The 23,916-nt window shown below is 63.9% G+C and carries 23 protein-coding genes and 1 pseudogene; 13 read left to right on the top strand and 11 right to left on the bottom strand.

The annotated features are described in order from the left end of the window. Positions 1 to 45: 45 nt before the first annotated feature. From ACX5I6_RS04570 to ACX5I6_RS04555, 4 genes and pseudogenes are all read left to right on the top strand, one after another. Positions 46 to 969, top strand: a complete 924-nt coding sequence (locus ACX5I6_RS04570) for an ABC transporter ATP-binding protein (protein WP_461839635.1) — start codon at positions 46 to 48, stop codon at positions 967 to 969. Further along, complete coding sequence (locus ACX5I6_RS04565) at positions 969 to 1,859, top strand: ABC transporter permease (protein WP_461839634.1); 891 nt, start codon at positions 969 to 971, stop codon at positions 1,857 to 1,859. The genes ACX5I6_RS04570 and ACX5I6_RS04565 overlap by 1 nt, the downstream gene beginning before the upstream one ends. 272 nt (positions 1,860 to 2,131) lie before the next feature. Next, the gene (locus tag ACX5I6_RS04560; RefSeq protein WP_461839633.1) at positions 2,132 to 3,535 is read left to right on the top strand and encodes an amino acid permease; all 1,404 of its coding nucleotides are present in this window, start codon (positions 2,132 to 2,134) and stop codon (positions 3,533 to 3,535) included. A 20-nt stretch (positions 3,536 to 3,555) separates the two neighbouring features. Then, positions 3,556 to 4,858, top strand: a pseudogene (locus ACX5I6_RS04555) (M18 family aminopeptidase). 3 nt (positions 4,859 to 4,861) lie between these two features. On the opposite strand, the gene ACX5I6_RS04550 reads toward ACX5I6_RS04555, so the two are convergent. Beyond that, complete coding sequence (locus ACX5I6_RS04550; protein ID WP_461839632.1) at positions 4,862 to 5,521, bottom strand: NeuD/PglB/VioB family sugar acetyltransferase; 660 nt, start codon at positions 5,519 to 5,521, stop codon at positions 4,862 to 4,864. A gap of 191 nt (positions 5,522 to 5,712) precedes the next feature. Continuing rightward, positions 5,713 to 8,409 carry a helix-turn-helix transcriptional regulator gene (locus tag ACX5I6_RS04545; protein WP_461841673.1) on the bottom strand — a complete coding sequence of 899 codons (2,697 nt, stop codon included), beginning with the start codon at positions 8,407 to 8,409 and terminating at the stop codon, positions 5,713 to 5,715. 791 nt (positions 8,410 to 9,200) lie between these two features. Between ACX5I6_RS04545 and ACX5I6_RS04540 the strand changes: the two genes are divergently transcribed. Both ACX5I6_RS04540 and ACX5I6_RS04535 read left to right on the top strand, forming a co-directional pair. Further along, positions 9,201 to 9,932 carry a glycosyltransferase family 2 protein gene (locus ACX5I6_RS04540; RefSeq protein ID WP_461839631.1) on the top strand — a complete coding sequence of 244 codons (732 nt, stop codon included), beginning with the start codon at positions 9,201 to 9,203 and terminating at the stop codon, positions 9,930 to 9,932. Between the two features lie 4 nt (positions 9,933 to 9,936). Next, on the top strand, positions 9,937 to 10,923 hold the full coding sequence (locus ACX5I6_RS04535) for a glycosyltransferase family 2 protein (protein ID WP_461839630.1): 987 nt from the start codon (positions 9,937 to 9,939) through the stop codon (positions 10,921 to 10,923). A gap of 207 nt (positions 10,924 to 11,130) precedes the next feature. Here ACX5I6_RS04535 and ACX5I6_RS04530 read toward each other — a convergent pair whose 3' ends face one another. The 9 genes from ACX5I6_RS04530 to ACX5I6_RS04490 form a co-directional block, all read right to left on the bottom strand. Beyond that, positions 11,131 to 11,667, bottom strand: coding sequence for a hypothetical protein (locus ACX5I6_RS04530; RefSeq protein ID WP_461839629.1), 537 nt, complete (start codon positions 11,665 to 11,667; stop codon positions 11,131 to 11,133). Then, entirely contained in the window at positions 11,637 to 12,101 is a 465-nt protein-coding gene (locus ACX5I6_RS04525; protein WP_461839628.1) for a hypothetical protein, read from the bottom strand. Before ACX5I6_RS04525 ends, ACX5I6_RS04530 begins: the two co-directional genes overlap by 31 nt. A gap of 77 nt (positions 12,102 to 12,178) precedes the next feature. Further along, positions 12,179 to 12,385 carry a hypothetical protein gene (locus tag ACX5I6_RS04520; RefSeq protein WP_461839627.1) on the bottom strand — a complete coding sequence of 69 codons (207 nt, stop codon included), beginning with the start codon at positions 12,383 to 12,385 and terminating at the stop codon, positions 12,179 to 12,181. After that, the gene (locus tag ACX5I6_RS04515; RefSeq protein ID WP_461839626.1) at positions 12,382 to 12,723 is read right to left on the bottom strand and encodes a hypothetical protein; all 342 of its coding nucleotides are present in this window, start codon (positions 12,721 to 12,723) and stop codon (positions 12,382 to 12,384) included. Before ACX5I6_RS04515 ends, ACX5I6_RS04520 begins: the two co-directional genes overlap by 4 nt. Continuing rightward, positions 12,720 to 14,504 carry a glycosyltransferase gene (locus ACX5I6_RS04510; RefSeq protein ID WP_461839625.1) on the bottom strand — a complete coding sequence of 595 codons (1,785 nt, stop codon included), beginning with the start codon at positions 14,502 to 14,504 and terminating at the stop codon, positions 12,720 to 12,722. The genes ACX5I6_RS04515 and ACX5I6_RS04510 overlap by 4 nt, the downstream gene beginning before the upstream one ends. Next, positions 14,501 to 15,514: an MATE family efflux transporter gene (locus tag ACX5I6_RS04505; RefSeq protein ID WP_461839624.1), complete on the bottom strand. Its 1,014-nt coding sequence runs from the start codon at positions 15,512 to 15,514 to the stop codon at positions 14,501 to 14,503. Before ACX5I6_RS04505 ends, ACX5I6_RS04510 begins: the two co-directional genes overlap by 4 nt. A 261-nt stretch (positions 15,515 to 15,775) precedes the next feature. Beyond that, entirely contained in the window at positions 15,776 to 16,594 is an 819-nt protein-coding gene (locus tag ACX5I6_RS04500; RefSeq protein WP_461839623.1) for a glycosyltransferase, read from the bottom strand. A 9-nt stretch (positions 16,595 to 16,603) separates the two neighbouring features. Beyond that, the gene (locus tag ACX5I6_RS04495) at positions 16,604 to 17,695 is read right to left on the bottom strand and encodes a hypothetical protein (RefSeq protein ID WP_461839622.1); all 1,092 of its coding nucleotides are present in this window, start codon (positions 17,693 to 17,695) and stop codon (positions 16,604 to 16,606) included. Between the two features lie 304 nt (positions 17,696 to 17,999). Beyond that, complete coding sequence (locus ACX5I6_RS04490; protein WP_461839621.1) at positions 18,000 to 18,650, bottom strand: glycoside hydrolase family 16 protein; 651 nt, start codon at positions 18,648 to 18,650, stop codon at positions 18,000 to 18,002. A gap of 453 nt (positions 18,651 to 19,103) precedes the next feature. Between ACX5I6_RS04490 and rpsF the strand changes: the two genes are divergently transcribed. The 7 genes from rpsF (at position 19,104) to ACX5I6_RS04455 (ending at position 23,669) form a co-directional block, all read left to right on the top strand. Further along, complete coding sequence (gene rpsF, locus ACX5I6_RS04485) at positions 19,104 to 19,409, top strand: 30S ribosomal protein S6 (RefSeq protein WP_013602900.1); 306 nt, start codon at positions 19,104 to 19,106, stop codon at positions 19,407 to 19,409. Positions 19,410 to 19,480: 71 nt separating this feature from the next. Further along, a complete protein-coding gene (locus ACX5I6_RS04480; protein WP_461839620.1) occupies positions 19,481 to 20,056 on the top strand; it encodes a single-stranded DNA-binding protein in 576 nt (191 codons plus the stop codon). Positions 20,057 to 20,182: 126 nt separating this feature from the next. Then, positions 20,183 to 20,422, top strand: coding sequence for a 30S ribosomal protein S18 (rpsR, locus tag ACX5I6_RS04475; RefSeq protein ID WP_003800144.1), 240 nt, complete (start codon positions 20,183 to 20,185; stop codon positions 20,420 to 20,422). Positions 20,423 to 20,439: 17 nt separating this feature from the next. Next, positions 20,440 to 20,892, top strand: a complete 453-nt coding sequence (rplI, locus tag ACX5I6_RS04470) for a 50S ribosomal protein L9 (protein ID WP_018762867.1) — start codon at positions 20,440 to 20,442, stop codon at positions 20,890 to 20,892. Positions 20,893 to 21,063: 171 nt separating this feature from the next. Further along, a complete protein-coding gene (locus tag ACX5I6_RS04465; RefSeq protein ID WP_461839619.1) occupies positions 21,064 to 22,059 on the top strand; it encodes a YdcF family protein in 996 nt (331 codons plus the stop codon). A gap of 40 nt (positions 22,060 to 22,099) precedes the next feature. Next, positions 22,100 to 22,948 carry a PhzF family phenazine biosynthesis protein gene (locus ACX5I6_RS04460; RefSeq protein ID WP_461839618.1) on the top strand — a complete coding sequence of 283 codons (849 nt, stop codon included), beginning with the start codon at positions 22,100 to 22,102 and terminating at the stop codon, positions 22,946 to 22,948. 94 nt (positions 22,949 to 23,042) lie between these two features. After that, the gene (locus ACX5I6_RS04455; RefSeq protein WP_461841672.1) at positions 23,043 to 23,669 is read left to right on the top strand and encodes an FMN reductase; all 627 of its coding nucleotides are present in this window, start codon (positions 23,043 to 23,045) and stop codon (positions 23,667 to 23,669) included. Positions 23,670 to 23,916: the final 247 nt, after the last annotated feature.

Here is a 23,916-nt window from a genome sequence, read left to right as displayed (position 1 = left end):
CAGAACGCCATCCGCAGCCGCGCGCTGCCGTCAAAAGGAATATTCATGATCGAGGCAAACGGGCTGACAAAGGTCTACGGGGCTAAGACCGCCGTAGCCGGCGTCAGCTTCACCGTCAGGGCAGGGCAAGTCACAGGATTCCTGGGCCCCAACGGGGCAGGAAAGTCCACCACGATGCGAATGATCATGGGACTGGACCGGCCGACGTCGGGCTCAGTCACCGTGAACGGCCTCCCCTACGTCAAGCACACGGCTCCGTTGCGCCAGGTGGGTGCCCTGCTGGACGCGAAAGCGGTCCACACCAGCCGCAGCGCCTACAACCACCTGCTGGCCATGGCAGCGACGCACGGGATTCCCAAATCCCGGGTGCACGAAGTGATCGAGATGACCGGCCTTGACGCGGTGGCGCGAAAGAAAGCCGGCGGCTTCTCGCTGGGCATGGGCCAGCGGCTGGGCATCGCTGCGGCGTTGCTCGGTGACCCGCAGACCCTGATCCTCGACGAACCCGTCAACGGGCTGGACCCGGAAGGCGTGGTCTGGGTGCGAAACCTGGTCCGATACCTCGCCGGGCAGGGACGGACGGTGTTCCTCTCCAGCCACCTCATGAGCGAGATGGCCCAGACCGCCGACCACCTCATCGTCATCGGCCGCGGCCGGGTGATCGCCGATGCTCCCATCCGCGACATCATCACCGGCAAGGGCCAGGCACGCGTCCGAGTCCGCACCGACCAGCCGGACCGGCTGCAGCAGCTGCTGGCCGGCCGCGGCGCCTCAATCGAGGTCGCGGAACGGGAGCTGCTCGAAGTGACCGGCCTCGAACCACGGGCGATCGCTGCGGCAGCCCTGGAAAACCAGGTCATGGTCTATGAACTCACTCCCCTGACGGCCAGCCTCGAGGAAGCGTACATGGAACTGACCAAGGACGACGTCGAATACCACTCCCTGCCCGCTGCGGAGGTAAGCAAATAATGAGCGCCATGACCACAGAATCAACGGCTTCGCCCGAACCGGCATCATCGCCCGCAGGCCACAGCCACGGCCACGGAGGGTCCCTGCCGGGCCCCACGTTCTTTCGGGTGCTCAACTCGGAACTCATCAAGTTCCGGAGCCTGCTCTCAACGCTGATCCTGCTCGCCGCCACGGCGGTTGTGATGGTGGGCTTCGGTGCGCTGTCCGCATGGGGCACCGGCCAGTTCGCCAACGCGGCATCGCGGGATCCGCAGGCGGCCGTGCGGGCGGCCTCCCAAGGCGGGGACCTCGCCATCAGCGTGCCCACCTCGGGGATCGCCTTCGCCCAGCTGATCCTTGGGTCCCTGGGCGTGCTCTTGATGAGCTCGGAATTCACCACCGGCATGGCGCGGTCCACGTTCGCGGCGGTGCCCAAGAGGCTGCCCGCGTTCACTGCCAAACTGGTGGTGGTCATGGTGGTCTCCTTCGCGGTCACGGCCCTCTCCACCTGGGTGGCCGGACTGGTGGCGGTTCCCATCCTGGACAACTACGGACTGAAGCTGGACCTGGCAAGTTCCGAATCCGTGAAACTGCTCCTGGTCAACAGCATCTACGTGGCAGCCGTAGCCGCGATCGGCATGGCCCTGGGCACGCTGCTCCGGAACTCGGCCGGCGGCATCATGAGCCTGGTGGGCATCTTCTTCGTGGCGCCCATCGCTTTCCAGCTCATTCCAGGGGACTTCTTCAAGGAGGCCAGGAAGTACCTGCCCGGCAACACGGTTGAGCCCCTGACGGCCGCCCAGCACGTGCCGGACACCCTCGAAACATGGCAGGCGGCCCTGGTCCTGGGCGCCTGGGTGGTGATCCCCGTGCTGGTCGCAGCCGTCCTGCTGAAGCGCCGGGACGTCTAGGCGGGATATCCTGCGCCGGCCACCTGGGGGTGGCCGGCGCGTGGTTTCCGGCACATTACAAAAGTGCCTGGCGGGAAACATTATTTGCCTGCCATGGTTCCTGCTTGGAGTGCCGTCCTGTTGGGCGCAACCAGATCTGTTGGAGTGCACAAAGCAAGGCGCATAATGGCGGACCTAGGGTGAAACGACGATGTGGTGCACCACACGGTCCGCCGGGGTACACCAACGAACGTCGCACAACCTCTGCAATTTCCCAACAGGACGGCACTTCCATGCATGCTGACCAGCAACTCTCAAAGTCCCTGAAACCCAGGCACCTGTCCATGATCGCCATTGCCGGCGTGATCGGTGCAGGGCTCTTCGTCGGCTCGGGGGCCGCGATCCAGCAGGCCGGCCCGGGCATCCTTGTCGCGTACGCAGCCGCCGGCCTCGTGGTCATCCTGGTGATGCGCATGCTGGGTGAGATGGCCGCCGCCAACCCGGAAACGGGCTCTTTCTCGACCTATGCGGACAAGGCCTTGGGCCGCTGGGCAGGGTTCAGCATCGGCTGGCTCTACGCCTGGTTCTGGATCATCGTCCTGGGCATCGAGGCCACGGCCGGCGCCGCGATCATGCACCGCTGGGTGCCCGGCATCGACCAGTGGGTCTGGGCCCTGGCCCTGATGATCCTGCTGACCCTGACCAACCTCGGCTCGGTGAAGTCCTACGGCGAGTTCGAGTTCTGGTTTGCCTCCATCAAGGTGGCCGCCATCGTCCTCTTCCTGGTCTTCGGCGCCGCCGCCATCCTGGGCCTGGTCCCCGGCGTTCCGGCCCCCGGACTGAGCAACCTGCTCAACAACGGCGGATTCATGCCCAACGGTCCCGGCGCAGTCCTGGCCGGCATCCTCGTGGTGGTCTTCTCCTTCTTCGGCGCCGAGATCGCCACCATCGCCGCCGGCGAATCCGAAAACCCCGTGGATGCCGTCAAGAAGGCCGTGAAGTCCACCGTCTGGCGCATCCTGGTGTTCTACATCGGCTCCATCGCCGTGGTGGTCACCCTGCTGCCCTGGAACTCGGCCTCCGTCGCCAAGAGCCCCTACGTCGCGGTCATCGAACTGTTCGGCATACCCGGTGCCGGCACCATCATGGACGTGGTGGTCCTGACCTCCGTCCTGTCCTGCCTCAACTCAGGGCTGTACACCGCAAGCCGCATGCTGTTCTCGCTCTCCACCCGCGGGGACGCCCCACGCTCATGGACGCGGATTTCCCGGCGCGGCGTCCCCGCCGCCGCCGTGCTCGCTTCCACGGTGGTCGGCTTCATCACCGTGGGCCTGAACTACATCGCACCGGACACCGTGTTCCTGTTCCTGGTCAACACCTCCGGTGCCATCGCCCTCTTCGTCTGGCTGGTCATCTCCGTGTCGCAGCTGATTCTCCGCCGCCGGATGGGTGCCGCCGCCCAGGACCTCCAGTTGAAGATGTGGCTGTTCCCCTACCTCACCTGGGCAGCAATCGTCAGCATCGTGGCCCTGCTTATCGGCATGGTGATCGTGGAATCAACCCGCGAATCACTGCTGCTCTCCATCGCGTTGGCGGTGGTGGTGGTTGCCGTGGGCGTGCTGCGCTACCGTCGCAAGGACGCGGCCACGGCAGCAGAACCGGCAAGGGCAACCGAGGCCGCCGCACCGGTGGAGTAGGCCGCACTAGACTCGGGACCATGCCTTTGACTTCCTCTGCCGCAGACCACATCCAGGACCTTGGCGCCTTTGTCAGCGCATCGCCGTCGAGCTTCCATGCCGCCCACGAGGGCGGCCGGCGGCTGGAGGAAGCCGGCTTCCTCCGCCTGGACGAGCTGCAGCCGTGGGAAGGCGGGCCCGGCTCCTTCTTCATGATCCGCGACGGCGCCCTGATCGCCTGGGTGGTTCCCGAAGGGGCCGGACCCGCCACCGGCTTCAATATCCTTGGCGCGCACACCGACTCGCCGTCCTTCAAACTCAAGCCAAAGCCCACCACCGGTGCCCATGGCTGGCTGCAGGCCGGAGTGGAAATCTACGGCGGGCCGCTGCTCAACTCCTGGCTGGACCGGGAAGCTCCGGCTCGCCGGCCGGCTGGTGATGCTCGACGGCACGCAACAACTGGCCGCCACCGGACCGCTGCTCCGCTTCCCGCAGCTGGCCATCCACTTGGACCGTGCCGTGAATGACGGGCTTACCCTGGACAAACAGCGCCATATGAACCCGGTGTGGGGGCTGGGAAACCCCACCGATGCGGACCTGTTGAGCGTCCTCGCCGCGTCCGCTGACGGCGCCTCCATTGATCCGGCCGGCATTGGCGGGTACGACGTCGTCATTGCGGACACGCAGGCGCCTGCGGTTTTCGGGAGCAAGGGGGAGTTCTTCGCATCCGGGCGGCTGGACAACCTTTCGGCCACGCACGCCGGGCTGGCTGCCTTGGCCGCGCATGCCGCCTCCGGCACGGCCGGGGGGCCCATTGCCGTGCTCGCAGCGTTCGACCACGAGGAAATCGGCTCCAACTCCCGCTCCGGTGCCTGCGGACCCATCCTTGAAGACGTGCTGGTGCGCATCTCCGACGGCCTGGGTGCGACGGTGAGCCAACGGCGGCAGGCGCTCGCGGCGTCGTTCTGCCTGTCAGCCGACGCCGGGCACGCGGTCCACCCCAACTACGCCGAGCGGCACGACCCCGCCAACCACCCCGTGCTCAACGGGGGACCGCTCCTGAAGATCAACGCCAACCAGCGCTACGCCACGGATGCGTTTGGCGCGGCCTTCTGGGCCAGGCTTTGCGGCGAAGCGGGCGTGCCGTACCAGGAATTCGTCTCCAACAACGTGGTGCCCTGCGGTTCCACCATCGGACCCCTCACCGCCACAAGGCTGGGCATCCGGACCGTGGACGTGGGCGTGCCGTTGCTGTCCATGCATTCCGCACGGGAGCTGTGCGGAGTGGAGGATCCCCTCCGCCTCGCCGCCGTCTCGGAGCTGTTCTTCCGGACTGCGGCCTAGCTGCTAGAGGCCTCTCCCGTATTTGTACTGCCCGTGCTCGATCTCATGGGCGGGCACGCCGACCCACGTTTCACCGTCGGGAACGCTGCTGAGGACCGCCGCGCCCATGCCGATCGTCGCGTAGTCTCCTACCGACGTTCTTTCCCTAACGCTCGAATTCAATCCAAGGTGGGCGCCCCTGCCTATCCTGACACCACCCCCCAATGAAACGCCGGCGGCGATTGTGGCAAAGTCGGAAACGTCGTCGTCGTAGGAGAACGTCACGGATGGCATGACTACCACGTGCGAACCCAAACTGACGGCCGTAGTGAACGTGACGTTGCGCAGCAGGATGCTTCCGCGGCCGATTCGGCAACCTTCCGGGTACTGGACTGAAGGGTCTACGGCGGTGGCAAATCTTGACTCGCCGATCCCGAGTGATGCAAGGCGTGACACCACTGCTTCACGGTCCCTGCTGGATGTGACGCAAACCAGGAAGAAGGCATGCCTGTACTGCGGCGCGTCGTCAACTCCTCCGAGGACAGGGGCGCCGTCGACGGTGACGCCGGCCATCTCCATATCGTCGTCGAGCAGGCCAACCACGTCATACTGGCCGCTGCTGCGAACCATTGCCAGAACTTCACGCGCCAGGCCACCGGTGCTGATGAGGATTAGCTCGCTCACGTGATCGGACTGACTTCAGCCTGGTGCTGGCGCATTTTGAGTGTCTCGGCCACGTGATCCCTTTCCGGCGTCGCTTAACGTCCTTTGACCGTGCTCCATGCTATTTCGCAGGCACTGTAATCACCGACCGGTCGCCGGGGTCTTGTGGTTTCGAAGCGCCGAATATGCGGGTACTGCGGATAGTCGCGAAGTTACAAGACGGGCAGGACATACGGCTCCAGGTCCGGGCTTCCCTTCCCGGTGGCGAGGGCAGTCAGCTGCGCCCGGGATTCAACACCAAGCTTGCGATAGATGGCGGTGAGGCGCACCTCGACCGTACGGACGGAAACATACAGCGTGGCGGCTATTTCCTTGTTGCGCATGCCACGGGCCACCATCATTGCCAGAGCGCGTTCATGATCTGCGAGCAGCAGCATCCACGGATTGTCCTGCGGGACGGCAGCCTCCGCTCGTCCGTCCAGCAGGAGGGCATCCACGCGCTGGGTCCACGCGTCCGCACCTGCCTCGTCAAACATCACCTTGGCCCGAGTCAGGGCTTCCCGGGCATCGCGCAACCGGCCGAAAGCATGCAGCCGTTCGGCGTAGCACATCAAGGTCCTGCCCCGCTCTAGCCTGTTCCCGTTCCTGTCCTCAAGCGCCTTGCTGAAGAACAGCAGGGCCTGCTCGCCATCCGCAAGCATGGCGCGACTTCGCGCAATGACCGTAAGCAGCCACGGCGAGCGTAACCCCTCGGAGCGGTTACCGAGGCGCCTAAAGGCCTGGCTGGCCTCGTGGTGGCGCCCAAGTCGTACCAGGACCTCCACCAGATCAGCCTCACAGCGCAGCAGGCAGGGATTGCCCAAGCCCATGCCGATCTCGGCGGCCCTGGACAACTGGGCAATCGACTCTGTCAGATCACCGCGCAAGAGTGCGAATTGGCCTTGAATGGCCGCCAGTTGGGCCGTGTGAGCAATATGGTTTCCCGATTGAAGGCAGCGTTGGGCTTCGGCGGCGTGGGCCCGCGCCAGTGCGTCGTCGCCCAGCGAGTAGGCACGCCAGACGCGGAGCAGGTGCCGCGTTCCGCGATGGTAGCGCAAGTCAGGCTCGCGGAGCTCAAGATCGTCGATAAGCTTCACTGCTGTTCCTACGTTTCCTGCACGGATCTCATTGTCGACTGCCATGAGCGCTGAGGTTTGCCGCCAGATAACGTGGTCGTGTCCGGTGGAGCTTTGAAGCATTGCGAAGGCGTCCCGGGCGTTTCCGTAGTGCTCCGCATAGGTGAGGGCGCGGCCCCGCACCAATAGGCCTTCTGCCCTGGCGGCGCTGCCGGCCTGCTGGTCCCTCCGTCCGAGGTTTGTCCCATCACCGCTGATGCATTCGGCCAGCAGGTTGGCGTGGTCGGCTATGGCCCGGCCCTGCGCCGACGCGTAACTGCGGAAAGCGCTGCCGTGGAGGAGAAGCCGAGCGGCATCTTTCAGTTCCCACCGCTCGGCATAATAGAGGGCGCCGACGGCCAGGAGGGCCGCTGAATACGCCGGATCGTGATGGCCAAGCTCCTTCACCAGACGTTCCACCATGCCGCTGCGAACGGCAGTGCCCTGGACGAACTGGATTTTGTAGGACAGGCCGGTCAACCGCAGAATCAACGCGGAGTCGTGCGTCAGGCCCTGCGCCCATTCCAGGTAACGCAGCGCGTATACCAGTTCACCGCGGTTGAACAGCAATTCGGCGAGGCGGGTCAGACTCGCCGCCGTTTCCGCGCTCTCCCATCGGTTGATGGCCAGGGCCCTTTCGATGCACTCCACGGCGAAGGAGAGCTGACCGCTCCGAACAAGGCCAGTCGCATGACGGAGAAGTCGGTTCGGAGTTTGACGGTCCGGCTCGGCGAAGCTGATGTGCCAGGTGACAGCACTTGGATCCGTGTCCAACGCTGCTTCTGCGAGGGCCCGGTGGCCGGCGGTGCGGACCGCCGGCGGCATTGCCTTGTAGATGTACCCGCGCAGGAGTTGATCACCGATTCCCACGTGTGGTCCTGACTGCTTCACAAAGCCAGCAGCCAACAGTTCGTCGAGACTCGTCCGGACATCACATGGGAGGGTCTCAAGGGTCGAAATGTGGCTGCGGAAGGAGAGTGCCAGCAGGTCCAGGACCGTACGCGCGGAAGGGGACAGGGGGGCCACTGCGGACGCATACAGTGAGTCAAAATTGTTGATGGTGGCCGTCAACGGCACCGGCAATGCCTCCCTGGCTTCAAGGTGCCGTTCCATCTGCTTGAGGTAAATTTTGACGGCCGCCAGGGCGTTGCCGTCTGCGGCAGCGGCAACGGCGTGGGCGGCCGCAGTCATGGTCCGTTTGGTTGGGAGACTCTCCAGCATCCGCACGGTGTCGCCGAAGCTCAACGCAGGCAGGTGGAGGGCAGGAAGGCCCCTGAAGGGGCTTTCCTGTTGGTCCTCCCGGGCCCCGACGAACATGACGACATCAGTCCCGGTCAATCGGCGGGCCAGGAAGCCGATCACTGTTTGGCTGCTGAGGTCCAGCTGATCTGCGTCATCAATCACGACTACGGTCCGCGCCGAAGAACGCTGATGCAGGCCGTAGAGCAACTGGTTGGAAAGAGACAGGAGAGTTAGGGCCCCGGTGGTGTCCTGATGGAACTTATCCGCAATCCGGTGCAGGACGGGATCGTCAAGCCCATTCAGCAGTGAGGTCAATCCGGACAGCTGCCAGTCCGATTCTGCCGGGCCGGCCGCAAAGAAGACAGTCCGGTAATCGGATATAGCAGGAATTTCAGACAGAAGGGCTGATTTTCCCGTACCACGGCTGCCGACAACGGCCAAAGCTGATTCTTTGGGACCACGGATCGAGGAAAGGATTCGCTTGATTTCCTTGTCCCTGCCCACGAGCGGCATGGTGTCCCCAATCATCGAAGAAGGAGACCGTATTTTGTACTGCTCGCACGAAGTATGCCACACACCCCAATGCGTTGGCTATTACACGCGAATATAGCGCCTAAACCAACCAGAGGGCCATCTAATTTCCACTGTATTTCATCAAGATTTATGCTGCTTTTGCTCAAGATTGCGGCCTGACGGTCTCCGCGGTAAATACATCAAAGGCACCGAATCACAGGCGCGGACCGGCGTCGCGCGGGTATACCCTGATGGCGCCGGATGCGTGGGGCATCGATCTACTCCCACCGACAGCAGTTAGTGTGCCGTCGACAGCCCATGCCTGGTCACATGGGGATGGCTTCGTCATACGCGCCCCGCTGCGCAAGGGCCATTCCCCAGCCCGGCCGTGTCGGGGGCACCGGAAATCCCCTATACCTAACGCAGGCCGCAATCCCGGAGCCCTTTACTTGCCTAACAGGGGGTGAACGCTGGGTAAAAACTGAGTACCCACTACTCGTGATACCTGCATTAGGTAGGAGATAGTCTTCCGGATACGGCCAGAGGATTGGCGATGGGTTGCTGGGGGTCAGCGACCAGACCATGACCGGATTGAGCGTTGGTGTCGCCGCCACAACGGCCGGCGGCATTGTCAAGAATCCGAACTGTCATGAAGTGGTGAGGCAATTGTCGATTTCGCCCCAACTTCCAGCTCTTTTTCCGAGCCGGGACCTTTATCTCCGCAAGCATCAATCAGCGTAGTCATTCCGACGTTGAATGAGGAAAAAAACATACCCTGGGTTCTGCGACGGATGCCGTCTTATGTTGACGAGGTGATAATTGTTGACGGCCGCTCGCAGGACAACACCGTCGAAGTGGCAAAAGCACTGCGAGCCGGCGTTGTGATCGTTAATGAAACCCGAAAAGGGAAAGGCGTAGCCCTCCGATCCGGTTTCTCAGCAGCCTCCGGGGACATCATCGTAATGTTGGACGCGGACGGAAGCATGGACCCCCGCGAGATCGGATGGTTCGTTGCGCCCCTCCAGCATGACTTTGATTTTGTGAAGGGCTCCCGGCATGTCACCGGCGGCGGGTCCGAGGACCTGACCCGACTGCGGAAGGCAGGCAACAGGGCCCTCACAGGGTTGGCGAATGCTGTCCTTCACAGCAACTACTCAGATCTCTGCTACGGATACATCGCCTTCCGGCGGGAGTGCCTTGAGGTACTGGAGTTGGAGTCCGACGGTTTCGAAATCGAGACAGAACTCATCGTCAGGGCGGCCAAGGCGGGGTTGCGGATTGCCGAGGTCCCCAGCTTGGAGTTGGACCGGATTTCCGGAGCATCCAACCTTCAGACATTCCGGGACGGTTGGCGAGTGCTGCACACGCTGGCAAGGGAGTGCACGGTGTGGGAAGCTCCGACGGCAGGAGCCCGACCGGAAGCCCTCCGCCGGGTGAAATACACCTACTCCAACGTCCGTTTCCCGCGGCTGCCCGTTGATCCGCATACCGTTCTTACGCCGGCGGTGAGCCAGCATGCTTGATCGCATGAAACCCTTGTCGGTCACAGTGGTCATCTGCGCCTACACGACGGAACGGTGGGGCACGCTGCTGGACGTGATCGAATCAGTTCGCCACCAGACCATGGCGCCCGACCAGGTGCTGGTAGTCATCGACCATAACCAAGACCTGCACGAAAGGCTCGTAGAAATCGTCGACGACGTCACTATCGTCGAGAGCACCGGACTGCCAGGCCTGTCCGGTGCCCGGAACACCGGTGTTGGGCTGGCCGAGTCCGACATCGTCGCCTTCCTTGACGACGACGCCGAAGCGGCCCCGGATTGGCTCGAACGCTTGGTCGCGTTGTACGACGACCCGGACGTCCTTGCTGTGGGAGGGAAGGTAGTTCCGTTGTGGGAATCCGGCCGGCCGGGCTACTTCGCGGAGGAGTTGGACTGGATTGTTGGTTGCAGTCACCGCGGATTGCCTCGTGTGGCCTCCGAAGTCCGAAATGTCATCGGAGCCAACATGTCGTTCCGGCTCGAGGTCCTGCGACAAGTGGGAGGCTTTAACCAAGCCCTCGGACGGAAGGGCACGCTGCCATTGGGCTGCGAGGAAACGGAAATTTGTATCCGATCCACGATGGGCGCACCTGGATCCCGCATCGTCTACGAACCGGCCGCTCTGGTCCGGCATCATGTGCCGGCGGAAAGGGCCACCGTTCGCTATATGCTGTCTAGGTCTTGGTCCGAGGGAATTTCCAAAGCCCAGGTCAGCCATATCGTTGGACATAAACGTGCCCTCGGCCCTGAACGGCGCTACGTCCGCAGCACTCTGCCTCGAGCGGTGTTTTCCGGAATCCGGGACTGGAGCCGCGGCACCAACCCTCAAGGTCTTGGCCGTGCAGGGTCTGTCATCGCAGTGCTGGCCTTCACTTCCGCCGGCTATATCCGTGGACGCCGGATGGCCCACGGAACTCCAAGCCAGCTAAGTGAGCTTACCCTCCAGGGCGCACCGTGGCGGGAAGTCCAGTGACGGCGACTCGCCAAGCCAAGTAGGACCCTCAGTCGCAAGGGCTTGGGCACGGTTAACACCGGACCCAAGCCCCTGTTTCGTGGGCAGCCGTCCGCTGTTCCATCGGAAGGGGGTAGGCGGTTCGAGCCTGTGCCGGTGCTTGGCAAGAGCAGGCTGGACTGCAGCCTTCGGGTCCGGTCTGCGTGTTCGGGGATACGGCGAAGTGTCCTAGCCGGCCAGCGGGTGCCAGTAACGCAGACCACCATTGATGGCACCGGCGTCGTCGACTTCGATAAAGGCATAGGGGAAGGCCTGGCGGTCCGCTTGGTCGGGCCCCTGACCGCGGACGTCCGAGGACCAGGTGCCAGTGTTGATGTAGCGGGTTGGAGAAGCCTCAAGCGATGCTTCGATGGCACGGTGCGTATGCGCTGAGATATACCAGGCCACCGGGGACCGGTGGGTCTCGAGGATTCCGGCCACCTTGCCTGCTGCAGCAGGGGGTTGCCCGCCATTGACGTTGCGTCCGGTGGACGCCAGCACTAGGCGGGTGGCGGCACGTGGGAGCGCTGAGACTGTCCGGAAACGGGACAGTCGAGCCAGTTCGCGCACGGCGGTCCCGTCAAGCGTGAGCCGCCGCGACTCCGTTTGCAGCAGCTCGTCATAGGCAGGCTTACGGGCACGGCGTTCGGCCCGCTCGGACGCCAGGCAGGCCCGGGCAACGACTCCGGCGCGGCTTAGCCGCGAGCTTGTTGGGTGTGCGTGCAAGGCGGCCAGCGGGGAAGCTCCAGTTCGTCCGTGCCGTTTATCGCGGTGCGGAGCACCTCCGGAATCCGGTGCAGCGCGTGGTGCAGATGCCCGTGCTCGGCCAAGAGCACGCTGGGGACGTAGAGAAGCCACGGGTGCACCTGAACCAGAGTGGGATCAGCCGCTGACAACAACTCGGACAGGCGGGCGGCCACCGAGGGGCGCGCCAGTTCCACGTCATGGTTGCCGCATACGAAGTGCAGCTCAGCGCCAGCTGCCGAGCATGCTTGCAGGGCACGCAAGGTGTCCGGGTGGCTGGCAAGAATGGACTCGAGCCGCGCAAGGCTCTCGGCTTCGGTCAGGTCAGCAAGCTCGAACGTGTCGCCAAGGAAAACAATGTGCTGTTGCGGGCGGAAATCGGCGAGGACGGTGCGCCGCAGGAAGCTGGCCAGCATTCTGCCGGCGTGCCGGGGATCGTCATCCGACCCGTCCAAGTGGAGGTCGCTGACGAGTAACCATCGCGCGCCACGGCTCACGTGAGCAGTCCCAGCACGCGGGGAAACAGGAGGGCCAGGAACAACACCCACATGACGGCGACAACGATCCTCATGTTCACGGTTGAGCCGAGAATTGTCGGATGGAGCGGCTGTGCCGCGTTCGGTCCGGCGTGCCGGACCTCGAGCGCGACGAGGGTGACCAGCAGAATGGCGGCCGCGACAAGTCCGGCTATTTCGATCATGATGCTGCCTCCTGCCGTGCGCGTGCCAGGCACGCGAAGACGGTGATGGATCCCATGGCAACAACGCATGCCTGCCATGACCAAACGGTGAGGTAGAACATTGCCGTGGACACCGCGGTGAGTGTTGCAAGTCCAAGCGCCATGACGAGCAGCGCAGCGAGTGCGAGGTCGGTCACCGGCGTGAGCCGGGTCATTGCCTGCCCTGGGAGCAGGACGAGAACCGCTGCCGCCACCAGCGCCTGGAGCGGTATCGGCAGGCCGATCAGCAGAACCAGCGACAACACAGGAGCTGCAATGCCCAGCGCCAGAGTTGGCCGGCTGACTCCGCTCCGTTTCATGGCCCCACCCGGTATACGCGCGCGTCGCTGTTACTGAACACGAGGTCTACTCCGTTCTGATCGCTGAGCCAGTTCTCCAGCTCATCAAAAGCCTGCGTGGTGGTCTGACCCTGCACTATCAGGCTTGTCGCGGACGAGCGCAGGAGCAGTAGGTAACCGCCACCGGAATTGTGCCGGGCATAGCCGTAGATGAGGGGCCCGCACGTCCGGGCCGACAAGTCGGAGGGGCACAGGTCCTCGACAGTCCGGTACCTGTGGCCGAGGTAGTCCGCGCTGCGCCAAGGAGTTGGATGGGCAGCGGAGATGATGGCCGCGCCTTGCGGAGCGATACGGTCCACCATGCTGACGGCATCGATCTCACTGCGGGTGAAGACGTCATACTGCGCGTTGCCGAAACGTCCGGTGACCGTCATCACGGCCAGCAGGAGGAAGGTGAGCACAAGTGCTCCGGAAGTCCGGACCGAAGGCCGTATGATCCGCATGCCCTCTTCCGGGAGCAGGGCGGAACACGCCTGCAAGGCGACGAATGGAAGCGCGAACAGCGAGATGCGGATCAGCATCTCCCCGCCGTAGGACTGCGCGGGAAACAGCAGCAATGGGGTGACCGCGAGGAGGAGCACACGGATGTCCACGTGGCGCCTGCGCCAGTCACGGACCATGCCTATGGCAGCCAAGGCCCAGAGCAGGAGGGTGAGGGCCATCCGAATCTGCACCACGAGGACGTGTCCAGCGGTACCGGTTGTGCGGTCCACGACGTTCGCTGCAATAGCGTTCTGGAGCCCTGCGTCCGCCAATGGCGGGTGCCCGGACAGGTACGTGCTGGCGGGGTAGGCGAGCCAAAGGACCAGCACGACGCCGGCAATCAGCGCCAGCCGGCCGGACCAGACGCGTCCGGACAGGGTCAGGGCGGTAACGGCGATGAGCACCATGAAAGGAGTCAGTTGGTGGCTCGCGCAAATGACCACAATAAGCAGGAGCGTTATGGCCAGGGCGCCCACCCGATGGCGTGGACGGGGATCGGCGGGTATGCGTCCGCGCCACCACGCCGTCAAGTCGGCGCGGCGGAAGCCGCCGAAGCGGGGGGCAGTGGCGGCTAACGGGCCGAGGACCAGGGCGATGACAACGAGGTACAGGAAGAACCCGAAAGCCTGGGGGGACAGGTAGTCCTGGTCCTGCCAGTTTCCGAGGCAGAAGAGCCACAGCACGAGCCAGCGGCGGCGGGGATCCTTCGTCAGGTACCGCGTCACGACGGCCACGGCCATCAGCCACAGGGCAACGTTAAACACGGGCGCCCAAAGGGCAACGGACACCGGGGCCAGGCCGGAGGCGCGGAGGAGAGTGGCCAGGAGGCCAAAGAAGCCCGGCCAATTGAAGTACGCGTCGATGTTGGGGTCGATCCCCGTGTTTTGCGAGAGGGCGTCGGCGATTCCCAGATGGCGGAATGCGACTTCACCCCGCGGTACGTCCGTGACAAAGGCTGCGGTGCCGAACAGAACGAGCACTTGCACCGTGACCAGCCACACCATGACGGGGCTGCGTGCGGGGCCGGCTGCGTCCCCCCGGAGTGCCACGACGAAGGTGATGTTGAGGATCAGGACCGCTGCCCAGAACGGATAGGGCAGGACTCCGATGAGCCCCAGGTCACTGTTGATGGGCAAAGTAACCGTCGACGCGGCCCAGGCCGCAATCGCCAGTGAAACTGCGCCCGCCACTGCGCACCAGACATCGCGTGCTTTCCATCGTGCCAGCGGTCGGATGGTCTCCTTAAGCGTGCTGGTCATGATGCCTCCTTTTTATGACGGCGGAGAATAGCGAGAAGCCGGAGGCCGACCACGACAGCCCCGAGGGAGAGCACCACCAGCCAGGCAAGTGCCATGGCGCTGGAGCCCTGCCCGGCGGCCAATAAAGCCGAGATGCAGAGTGCGGCTCCGAGGACCACGCCAACCATGATTGCTTCCGTATAGAGTCCGAGGACCCTGCATACGGAGTTGTACGCCTGAAGCACGGCGTATGCCACCAGCCCGGCAGCCAGCAGCCGCAGGGCGTCGGTGGAGGCATTTGCGTACCTGTCCCCGAGCAGATGGAGCAACGGGTGGGCGAAGACGATGAGTACGGCTGCAGCGAGGATTCCGATGACAAGCGACCAGCGAAAACTTGCCCACGTCGTCGCAGCCAGGCGCTCCGGTTCGCGGACCCCCTCGGAGAATTGGACGATGCCTATCAGCATCGGAGCCGTGTAGGCGGCCCAGGCCATCATCCACGCCGGATACCAGTATGCAGCGACCTCCGGTGACACCAAGTGCGCTAGAAGCAGCGGCAACACCAGCCCCGGGGCGCGCTCGGTGAGCGTAAGAAGTTGGTTGGGGATACCAAGCATGAGCAACGAACGCCCGTGTGCGGGGTGCAGGGAAGGTCTTGGCCGGTAACCGACCAGTCTGCGCAACTGGACGAAACCTATGACGCATGAAACGGCCGATCCCAAGGTCCAACAGGCCATCAGCACGTCGGCCCCGGCGCCGTTTGCCAGCCAGGCCACCAATGCCGTCGCCCCAAGTGGGACCAGGCCGCCTACGGTGTACCTCATTGTCGCGCTCCCACCGCGTCCCAGCGCCACGAGCGCTTGGTCCAGCACGGTACACATCGTCCCCGTGACGGCGGCCATGATGAACACGAGCCAGAAAAGAACGGTCAGCGATGCCACGTCCGGCGACACAGCAGTCTCCAGCACAAGATAGGCAAGGGCCAGCACGGTGCCGGCGACCCCAACCAGGCCAAAGGCGGCATCGAGCACCCGCGCCGGCGGCTCCCCCTTCCCACAGAGACGATCACAGCCGATCCCGTGCCCAGAACAGCGAGCTGGGTGCAGATCATCACCGCGGAGACTGCAGCGGTGGTGAGCCCAACCTCACGGTCCAACGTCGCGTGCGCGGCCAGGATCCAAAAGGCGAAGCCCGTCCCGGTCTGTACGCCCTTGGCTATGACGAGGCCAATAGAGCTGCGAAGGGGAGAGTGCCTTACGACGGGCGGAGCCTCGGAAGGAGCGATTTCCCGTTCAGCCGTCACGACCTAAACCCCTCGCCATCCCCGCATAGTTGTACCAGCAGAAGGCGATGTAGTAACGCAGCCATTTGGGCTGGCCTGCGGCAAGGCTCAACGCGGTGCCCCGAACTGCCGCTGCGGCGGGAAGGAGCGCCAATCTCGCGCCGCTCCATCCGTGTTTGCGGACCATCCGCCCCAGTCCTGTGCCGTCCATGAGGAACTGATCCAAGGCGAACTCAAAGTCATCTGCCGCGAACCTGTGTTCTACCATGACCCGCTGCGACACCCCGGTCTTCATTCCGGACTGCCGCATCCGCCAACGTAGTTCGATGTCCTCCCCGGATTTGAATGAGTCATCGAAACCCAAACCCAGCATCAGGTCCCGGTCCACGAGCGTTGCGACGAGTCCGAACCAGTTGCGGCTGCGCCCGGTGCGATGGTGATGCGCAAGTGCCTGCCCCCAGTAGCCTGGCCCAGCAACGCTCTCAAGGCCGGCCTGGAGGGCGTCGTATCCATCCTCCATAAACTCGATGAGCAGGTCCGCGACGCCCGTCGCGCCGAAGACGACATCGGCATCCACGAGCAGGACCCAATGGGTACTGCTGCTTTGGACACCCAGCGTCCGGGCCCACGGCAGGCCGCGCCCCTCGTCACTAAGGACCCGGGCCCCGGCAGCACGGGCCATTTCGACAGTGCGGTCGGTGGACAACCCGTCTACAACAATGATCTCGGCGACACCGGACTGGCGCAGCGCTTCCAGGCAACGCGGAAGCAACTGCTCTGCGTTGCGGGCGGGAACGACTGCTGTGACGTCTGCTGTACTGAAGCCCACGGTGTCCTCCTAGGCCGGCTCGTCGAGAACCGACGGCAGCAGCTCTTCAAGATGCCGGACGATATCGTCCGAAGCCTCGTCCGCCGAGTAGGCGGCCGGAACTTGCAGCAGGTGGCAGGGACGCCCGTCGAGGGCCTTGCTCAAAACCAGCCCTTTTGACGCAAAGTGCTCCCGCCAAGGGAGTACAGACGTCGCGGCCAGGCCTGTCACGACCCGCTGTGAGAAGCCGGCCATTTCGATGTGGAAGTTGCCGATCATGCGGTCGACCATCCAGTCGCGCGTCTTTTCGACAGCCCGGGTCCGTGCGCCGTCGTAGCGTTCGATGTAGATGGCAGCCGCGAGCGGAGCGTTTGTGGTGATTTCCCGGCCCGGGAATGCAGCCTGGGGGGTGACCATGCGGTGCTCTGGTGACCAACGACGGGAGAAATCCGCGAGCCGTGGGTAACGGATGACGTACGGATGGACCACTGTGGTCAGGCGCCCAACCGTTCCGGAGAGCTGCGAGGGGACCAGCGGCTTGCGGGCACCTTCGAACAGATGCGGGTAGATTTCCCGGTGATGCGGCTTGATGAACATAGGCTTTGCGTAACCGAGCAAAGTGGCATCCTCAGCGAGGAATGCCCAGTCGTCTCCCATGAACGACCAACCGTCACGGCGCATCAGCTTGGCGGCAGTGCTTGTCTTGCCCGTCCCGCCTGCGGCGGGAAGCGCAATCGCGTGGCCTCGGTACGCCATGGTTGCCGCGTGGAACATGGCGGCTCCCCGCGCGACCATTGCGGCATCGAGAACGGGCACCACTGAGGTCAGCAGCTCACCGGGCCCGTGAATTCGCCAGTGGTCGCCGTCCCTTACTACCTGGACCCGATCGGCCTGGAAACGCACGCTGTTATCTGTATAGGCCAGCTCGTGCTCGACGTGACCTGCATCCGGCATCGCTTCCGGCTGGTCGTCGACGATGATTTCAGCTTGCCGTTCTGTTTCCGAGGCAAAACATGCCAGCATGCTCTGAAGCTGCCTCGCTGCCGGGGCAGCTGCGTCAACGCTGATCGTGACGCGGCCGTGAATGTCGAAGTGCAGTGCCTTCGTCCGCCTGGTGCTCATAGTCCTCCCCTGTCTGATTGGTGTCAGCCGAATGCTGCTCCGGCCTGGGCCAATCCACCCAGTGCCCGTAGACGGATTCGAAGCCCCCGGCTGTGTAACTCCGCCGGCAGAATTGAGCGTAGGGTAGGCCGGTCCAGTAAGCACCGGTAGTGAGTACTCGCCTTTTGCATCGCCTGCTACGTGGGGAATTCGGTGTTTTCGGCAGTGCTGGGGGTGGAGGGGAATCCGTGCGTCCCGGGTTAAGTACGTTGGGGGGTTGTCCCATCCCGGGGCCAGGTAGAAGGGGTACCTTACAGATGAATGGTTACCGGTAGGCCGCGTATACGCGGACCCAGTCCACCCGCATCTCGCCAGGCCCGTTGGAAGTGCCGTCCGGGAACCAGTCCAATTGGAGCGTTTGGTGCATCGAACCGGGAGGCTGGTGTGCAGGATCTCTGTCTTCAAACCATTTCACGCCGTCGATGTAGCCAACGATGACACTGGGAGACCAGTCAACTGCGTAGTTGTGGAACTTGGTAATGTCCAGGGCCTTGGATACAGATGTCTTGAGGTTTGCACAGCCGTAGTGATGGAAGAAGTTAATTGTGTTCCAATCGCCCGTAGTCTCCGCGTAGTCGACTTCGCCGTCACAGGGCCAGTTACCACTGTCCGGCCACAGGATCGAAACCATGTGGTATTCGTCGTCGCCCGAGCCGGCGGCCCGGACTTCCCAGCGGCCATATTTCTGGCGGCCGAACTTGGCGCTGATGCCGGCGGAAGTACCGTCAGCTGTTCCGGCAATGATCATCTGGGAACCGTCCACGGTGACTTGCCCGGGACTGCGGGTGCCGTTGCCTGCGTGTCCCGGGCTGTCGTAGACGGACCACTTCGTGGCGTCCGGTTCACCGGTGTAGTCAAACTCATCTCCGGCGATGGGCGGCCCCCAGTCAAGCGCTGTCGCGGCCGAGTCTGTCACTGATACGTTGCCCTGCGGTGCAACTGCCGCTGAAGTGGACGTTGCTCCCTCCCCGGTGACAGCCGGCTGGGATGCAGGGGTTGTACAGCCATTCATCAACATTGCCACGACAGCAGTGGCGATCAAATGGCGGCGCATACGTCAGATGATAGGGCCGCGACGGCGGGATGGGCTATGTGCCTCCGGTCGCGGTAGCCGGCGACGCCCTGAAAATTTCCAAGCCGGCCGACTGGACTTTTTCCACATAGGCTCGCGCCGAGCTGATTCCTTTTCGCAAGGACCTTAGCCTTGAGTCAAGCGCGAATCGCCTATCAGGTCCAGATGCACTAAGATATTGAAGTCTGTGCTGTGTCCTGCCTCCGTACTGGTGGCAAGGCGCTGCGCGGAATCGCAAATGAACCTCCTGTTACGGAAATGCCGTAACCGCTTAGCCCAAAGGAGGTGGGTTCACATATGCGTCCTTACGAATTGATGGTAATCATCGACCCCGAGGTCGAAGAGCGTACCGTTGAGCCGTCGCTTCAGAAGTTCCTGAACGTCATCACCAACGATGGTGGAACCATCGAAAAGGTTGACATCTGGGGCCGTCGTCGTCTGGCTTACGAGATCAAGAAGAAGTCCGAAGGTATCTACGCCGTGGTGAACTTCACCGCCAAGCCGGAAACCGCCAAGGAACTTGACCGCCAGCTGTCTCTTAACGAGACCATCATGCGCACCAAGATCACCCGCCCCGAAGAGCAGAAGGTTGTTGCTGAGTAATCAGCACCAAAATTCATTCTTTACCCCGCAGGAACGCACTCTTCACCCAGGATCGAACAAGGAGGCAGTAGATGGCAGGCGAGACCACCATTACGGTCATCGGTAACCTCACCAATGACCCGGAATTGCGGTTCACACCGTCCGGTTCCGCAGTAGCGAACTTCACCATCGCTTCCACCCCCCGCACCTTTGATCGCCAGTCCAACGAGTGGAAGGACGGGGAGACCCTGTTCCTCCGCGCCGCTGTCTGGCGTGAAGCTGCCGAGAACGTCGCCGAATCCCTGACCAAGGGCATGCGCGTGATCGTCACCGGCCGCTTGAAGAGCCGTTCCTACGAAACAAAAGAAGGCGAAAAGCGCACCGTAATCGAGCTTGAGGTCGACGAAATCGGCCCCAGCCTGCGCTACGCCAACGCCAAGGTCAACCGCACCCAGCGCTCCGGCGGACAGGGTGGGGGCGGCTTCGGCGGTGGCAACGGCGGCGGTGGCTTCGGAGGCGGCAACCCTGGTGTTAACCAGGGCGGCAACTCCGGTGGAGGCTGGGGCGGCGGCAACCAGCAGGCTGCACAGGACGATCCCTGGGCCACGCCCGGCGTGTCCAATGCAGGTGGCTGGGGCAACGGCCCCGATTCCGAACCTCCCTTCTAAAACCCAAACAACGGCCCGATGCCGGGACTGCCCGGGAGCCGCAAGGCACCCAAGGTTTTGCCGCCGTCGGACCACCACCATCCCGTGGATCAATATCCACGGGCTCCCTAGAATAGGAGCTCCACGATGGCTAAGGCTGAACTCCGTAAGCCCAAACCAAAGTCCAACCCCTTGAAGGCCGCTGACATCACTGTCATCGACTACAAGGACGTAGCATTGCTGCGCAAGTTCATCTCCGACCGCGGAAAGATCCGCGCCCGTCGCGTCACTGGCGTCACGGTGCAGGAACAGCGCAAGATCGCCCAGGCAATCAAGAACGCCCGCGAAGTTGCTCTGCTGCCTTACTCCGGCGCTGGCCGCGGCTAAGGAAGGGATTAACTAACATGGCAAAGCTCATTCTGACCCACGAAGTAACCGGTCTCGGTGCTGCTGGCGATGTTGTCGAGGTCAAGGACGGTTACGCACGTAACTTCCTGCTGCCCCGCGGCTTCGCCCTGACCTGGACCAAGGGTGGCGAGAAGCAGGTTGAGTCCATCAAGGCTGCCCGCGCCGCCCGTGCGCACGCTTCTGTTGAAGCTGCACAGGCACAGGCCCAGGCTCTGTCCTCCAAGAAGGTCAAGCTCGAGGTGAAGGCCGGCGAGTCCGGTCGTCTCTTCGGCACCGTCAAGCCTGCTGATGTCGCTGCCGCTGTCGAGGCCGCCGGCCTCGGAGCCATCGACAAGCGCAACGTTGAACTGCCGAACCACATCAAGTCTGTCGGTTCATACACGGCCAACGTCCGCCTGCACGAGGATGTTTCCGCTGTCATCGACCTTGAGGTCGTTGCCGGAAAGTAGTTCCGCACCGCAGTTGAATGGCCCCCGCCCGGGATTCCGGTGCGGGGGCCATTTGCGTGCAAGGTCACCGCCTTGGCTGCCCGCCGCCGGGTGCGCGCACCATAAGCTTGGAGGCGGGCCGCCGTCCCTGGCCTGCACCACCGCACCGGTTCCACGGAAGGTAACCCAGCTTTGCCGTTCCTCTTCGTCAGCTGCATCCTCCTGGTGGCCGCAGCAATCAGCTTTGCGGCCGACCGGAGGCGCCTGCGGAACGGAGTCTTCCTTGTCTCCGGGGCGGTCACCGGCTGGCTTGGGCTCCTCCTGGTCTCCGGCAACAACTCAGTCCCCGTCCTTCTGACCGTGGCCCTGGGCCTCCTGCTCATCGTCTCAGTGCCCGTCCTGGCCATGTTCCTGGTCCTCAACGGCCTCATCATGCTGCGCCGCGAAGGCCGCAGCCTGGCAAACCTCTTGTCCCTGCTGGCGGGGCTGGCCGTAGTGGCCGTTCCCCTCGTCCTGGCCGCCCTGCAAACGGCCGTACCCGCGGTCAGGGCGCTCACGTCGGCGGCTGCCCTGCTGTCCGGCTACGTGGGCTTTGTGTTCGTCAGCTACCTGGTCTACTCGCTGATTTACTCGACCCTGCCGCCGCGCCGCCACCCCGAATACGTGGTGGTTCTGGGTTCCGGGCTGGCCGGCAGCTCCGTTCCGCCCCTGCTGGCCGCCCGGCTTGACGCGGCGGTGCGCCTGTACCGGGGCAAGCGTGGCGGGTCCATCCGGGCGCTGATTCCCAGTGGCGGGCAGGGGCCCGACGAACTCCTCGCCGAAGGGACAGCGATGGCCCGCTACCTGCAGGAAAAAGGTATTCCTGCCAACAGGATCATCGTGGAGGACCGGGCAGCCACCACTATGGAGAACCTGCACTTTTCGCGCGCGTTGATGGAGCGGCCGGGCGCGCCCGTCACGGTGGTCACCAGCAGCTACCACGTGTTCCGCGCGGCCATGTATACCCGGCGTGCGGGTCTGCGCGCCCACGTCACCGGGGCCAGGACGGCGGGCTACTTTATCCCCAGCGCGTTCCTTCGGGAATTCGTCGCCATCCTCGCAACCTACCGGTGGATCAACCTGGGCTTCTGCGCTGCGCTCATCGCCGTTCCGTTGGCGGCCATGGCCCTGCCGCTGCTCCCCTCCTAGGACCGGCAGTCCGTCCTGGGGGCGGTGGTAACCTCCTCCGGTGAATCCGACTCCCAGAAACCGTCCCTTCCACCAGGTGGATGTCTTCGCCGGCGATGCCTACCGGGGCAACCCGCTCGCCGTCGTTCTCGATGCCCGGGGCCTTGACGCGGCAACCATGCAGCACTTCGCCAACTGGACCAACCTCTCCGAAACCACCTTCCTCTTTCCTGCGGAGGATCCCCGCGCCGACTACAAGGTCCGTATCTTCACGGGGAGCGAGGAGTTCCCGTTCGCGGGGCACCCCACGCTGGGATCAGCACATACCTGGCTGCAGGCGGGTGGAGTACCGAAGTCCAGCGATTTCGTGGTCCAGGAGTGCGGTGCCGGGCTGGTCAGGATCAAGCGCGACGCCGGCCGGCTGGCTTTCGCCGCACCGCCCTTAACCCGCTTTGAGGCCGTGGACGGGCCCCTTCGGCAACAGCTGGCCGACGCCCTGGGAATCCCGGCCGGTGACATCGTGGACGCGTCCTGGCTGGTCAACGGCCCGGAATGGATCGGTGTCCTGCTGGGCTCTGCCGACCAGGTGCTGGCGCTCGTGCCGGATCCGGTGGCCACGGGAAGCCTGAAGGTCGGAGTCATCGGCCCGCATGCTCCCGGCGGGGATGCCGACTTTGAGGTGCAGACGTTCATCCCGGGCGACGCGATGGTGGAGGACCCGGTGACGGGCAGCTTCAACGCAGGGGCCGCCCAGTGGCTTATTGGAAGCGGCAGGGCACCCCGGAGCTACGTCGCCGCGCAGGGCACCGTACTGGGCCGGGCAGGCCGCGTGCATGTCACCGCCGAGGATGAGGACGTGTGGGTGGGCGGAGAGTCCACTACCTGCATCCAAGGCACCGTCCTGCTTTGACCCAGGTCACGGGAATACATGAGGGGGTACGGCCGTTCAGGGATATAGATGCAAATGCATGTATGATGGAATGAACGAGCACCAGGAGATTGCCATGGAAACCCGCCGTATTACCGTCCTCTCCGCCGGACTTGGCGTCCCGTCATCCAGCCGGCTGCTGGCCGACCAGCTCGCAGCCGCTGCCGAGCGGCGGCTGACCGCGGGCGGCCACGAGGTGGTGGTTGACGTCGTCGAACTCCGGGACCTGGCCGTGGACATCGCCAACAACTTCGTCACCGGATACGCCGCACCCCGCCTGGCGGAGGTCATTGCCGGGGTTGAGGCCTCGGATGGGATCATCGCCGTGACGCCGGTCTTCAGCGCCTCCTACAGCGGCCTCTTCAAATCGTTCTTCGACGTCCTGGATCCCAAGTCCCTCGACGGCAAGGCTGTCCTGCTGGGTGCCACCGGAGGCACCGACCGGCACCAGATGGTGCTGGATTACGCCTTGCGCCCGTTGTTCAGCTACCTGCGCACCCGCACGGCCGCCACGGGCGTCTTTGCCGGGCCCCAGGACTGGGGAACCTCGGAAGAGGGGGGCTCTTCGCTGGCCGACCGCATCGAGCGCGCCGCCGCCGAATTTAGCCTTTTGCTGGAGGGGCCCCAGCCCGGCCGGAAGCCCGCACCCCTGGAGTCCCTGCCGTTCGAGCAGCTGCTGGCCGGTATTGCCGGATCCCGCTAACGACGGCTGATTGATCGTTCGGCCGGAGTGCGGGGGGCCTGTGCCGGTGAGGTCCGTGGGCGCAGAAAGCCGCCCCTTGGGGGTTAGGGGATCGGGCCCCGCGGGTTTAGGGGGTCAGCCGGGGATTGCTTTTACTGCTTACACCGCCAAAACTGAGCGATCTGGGGGTTGACTGCTAATTCAACACCGGGGAGTGAAGCTGATGGACCATCCAAGATCCAGCACGGACGAGCATTTTCGAGGTGCC

The organism is Arthrobacter sp. MMS24-T111 (genome assembly GCF_054888995.1).
Note: the sequence above shows the minus strand (reverse complement) of the source record. Positions and strands in the feature narration are given on the sequence as shown.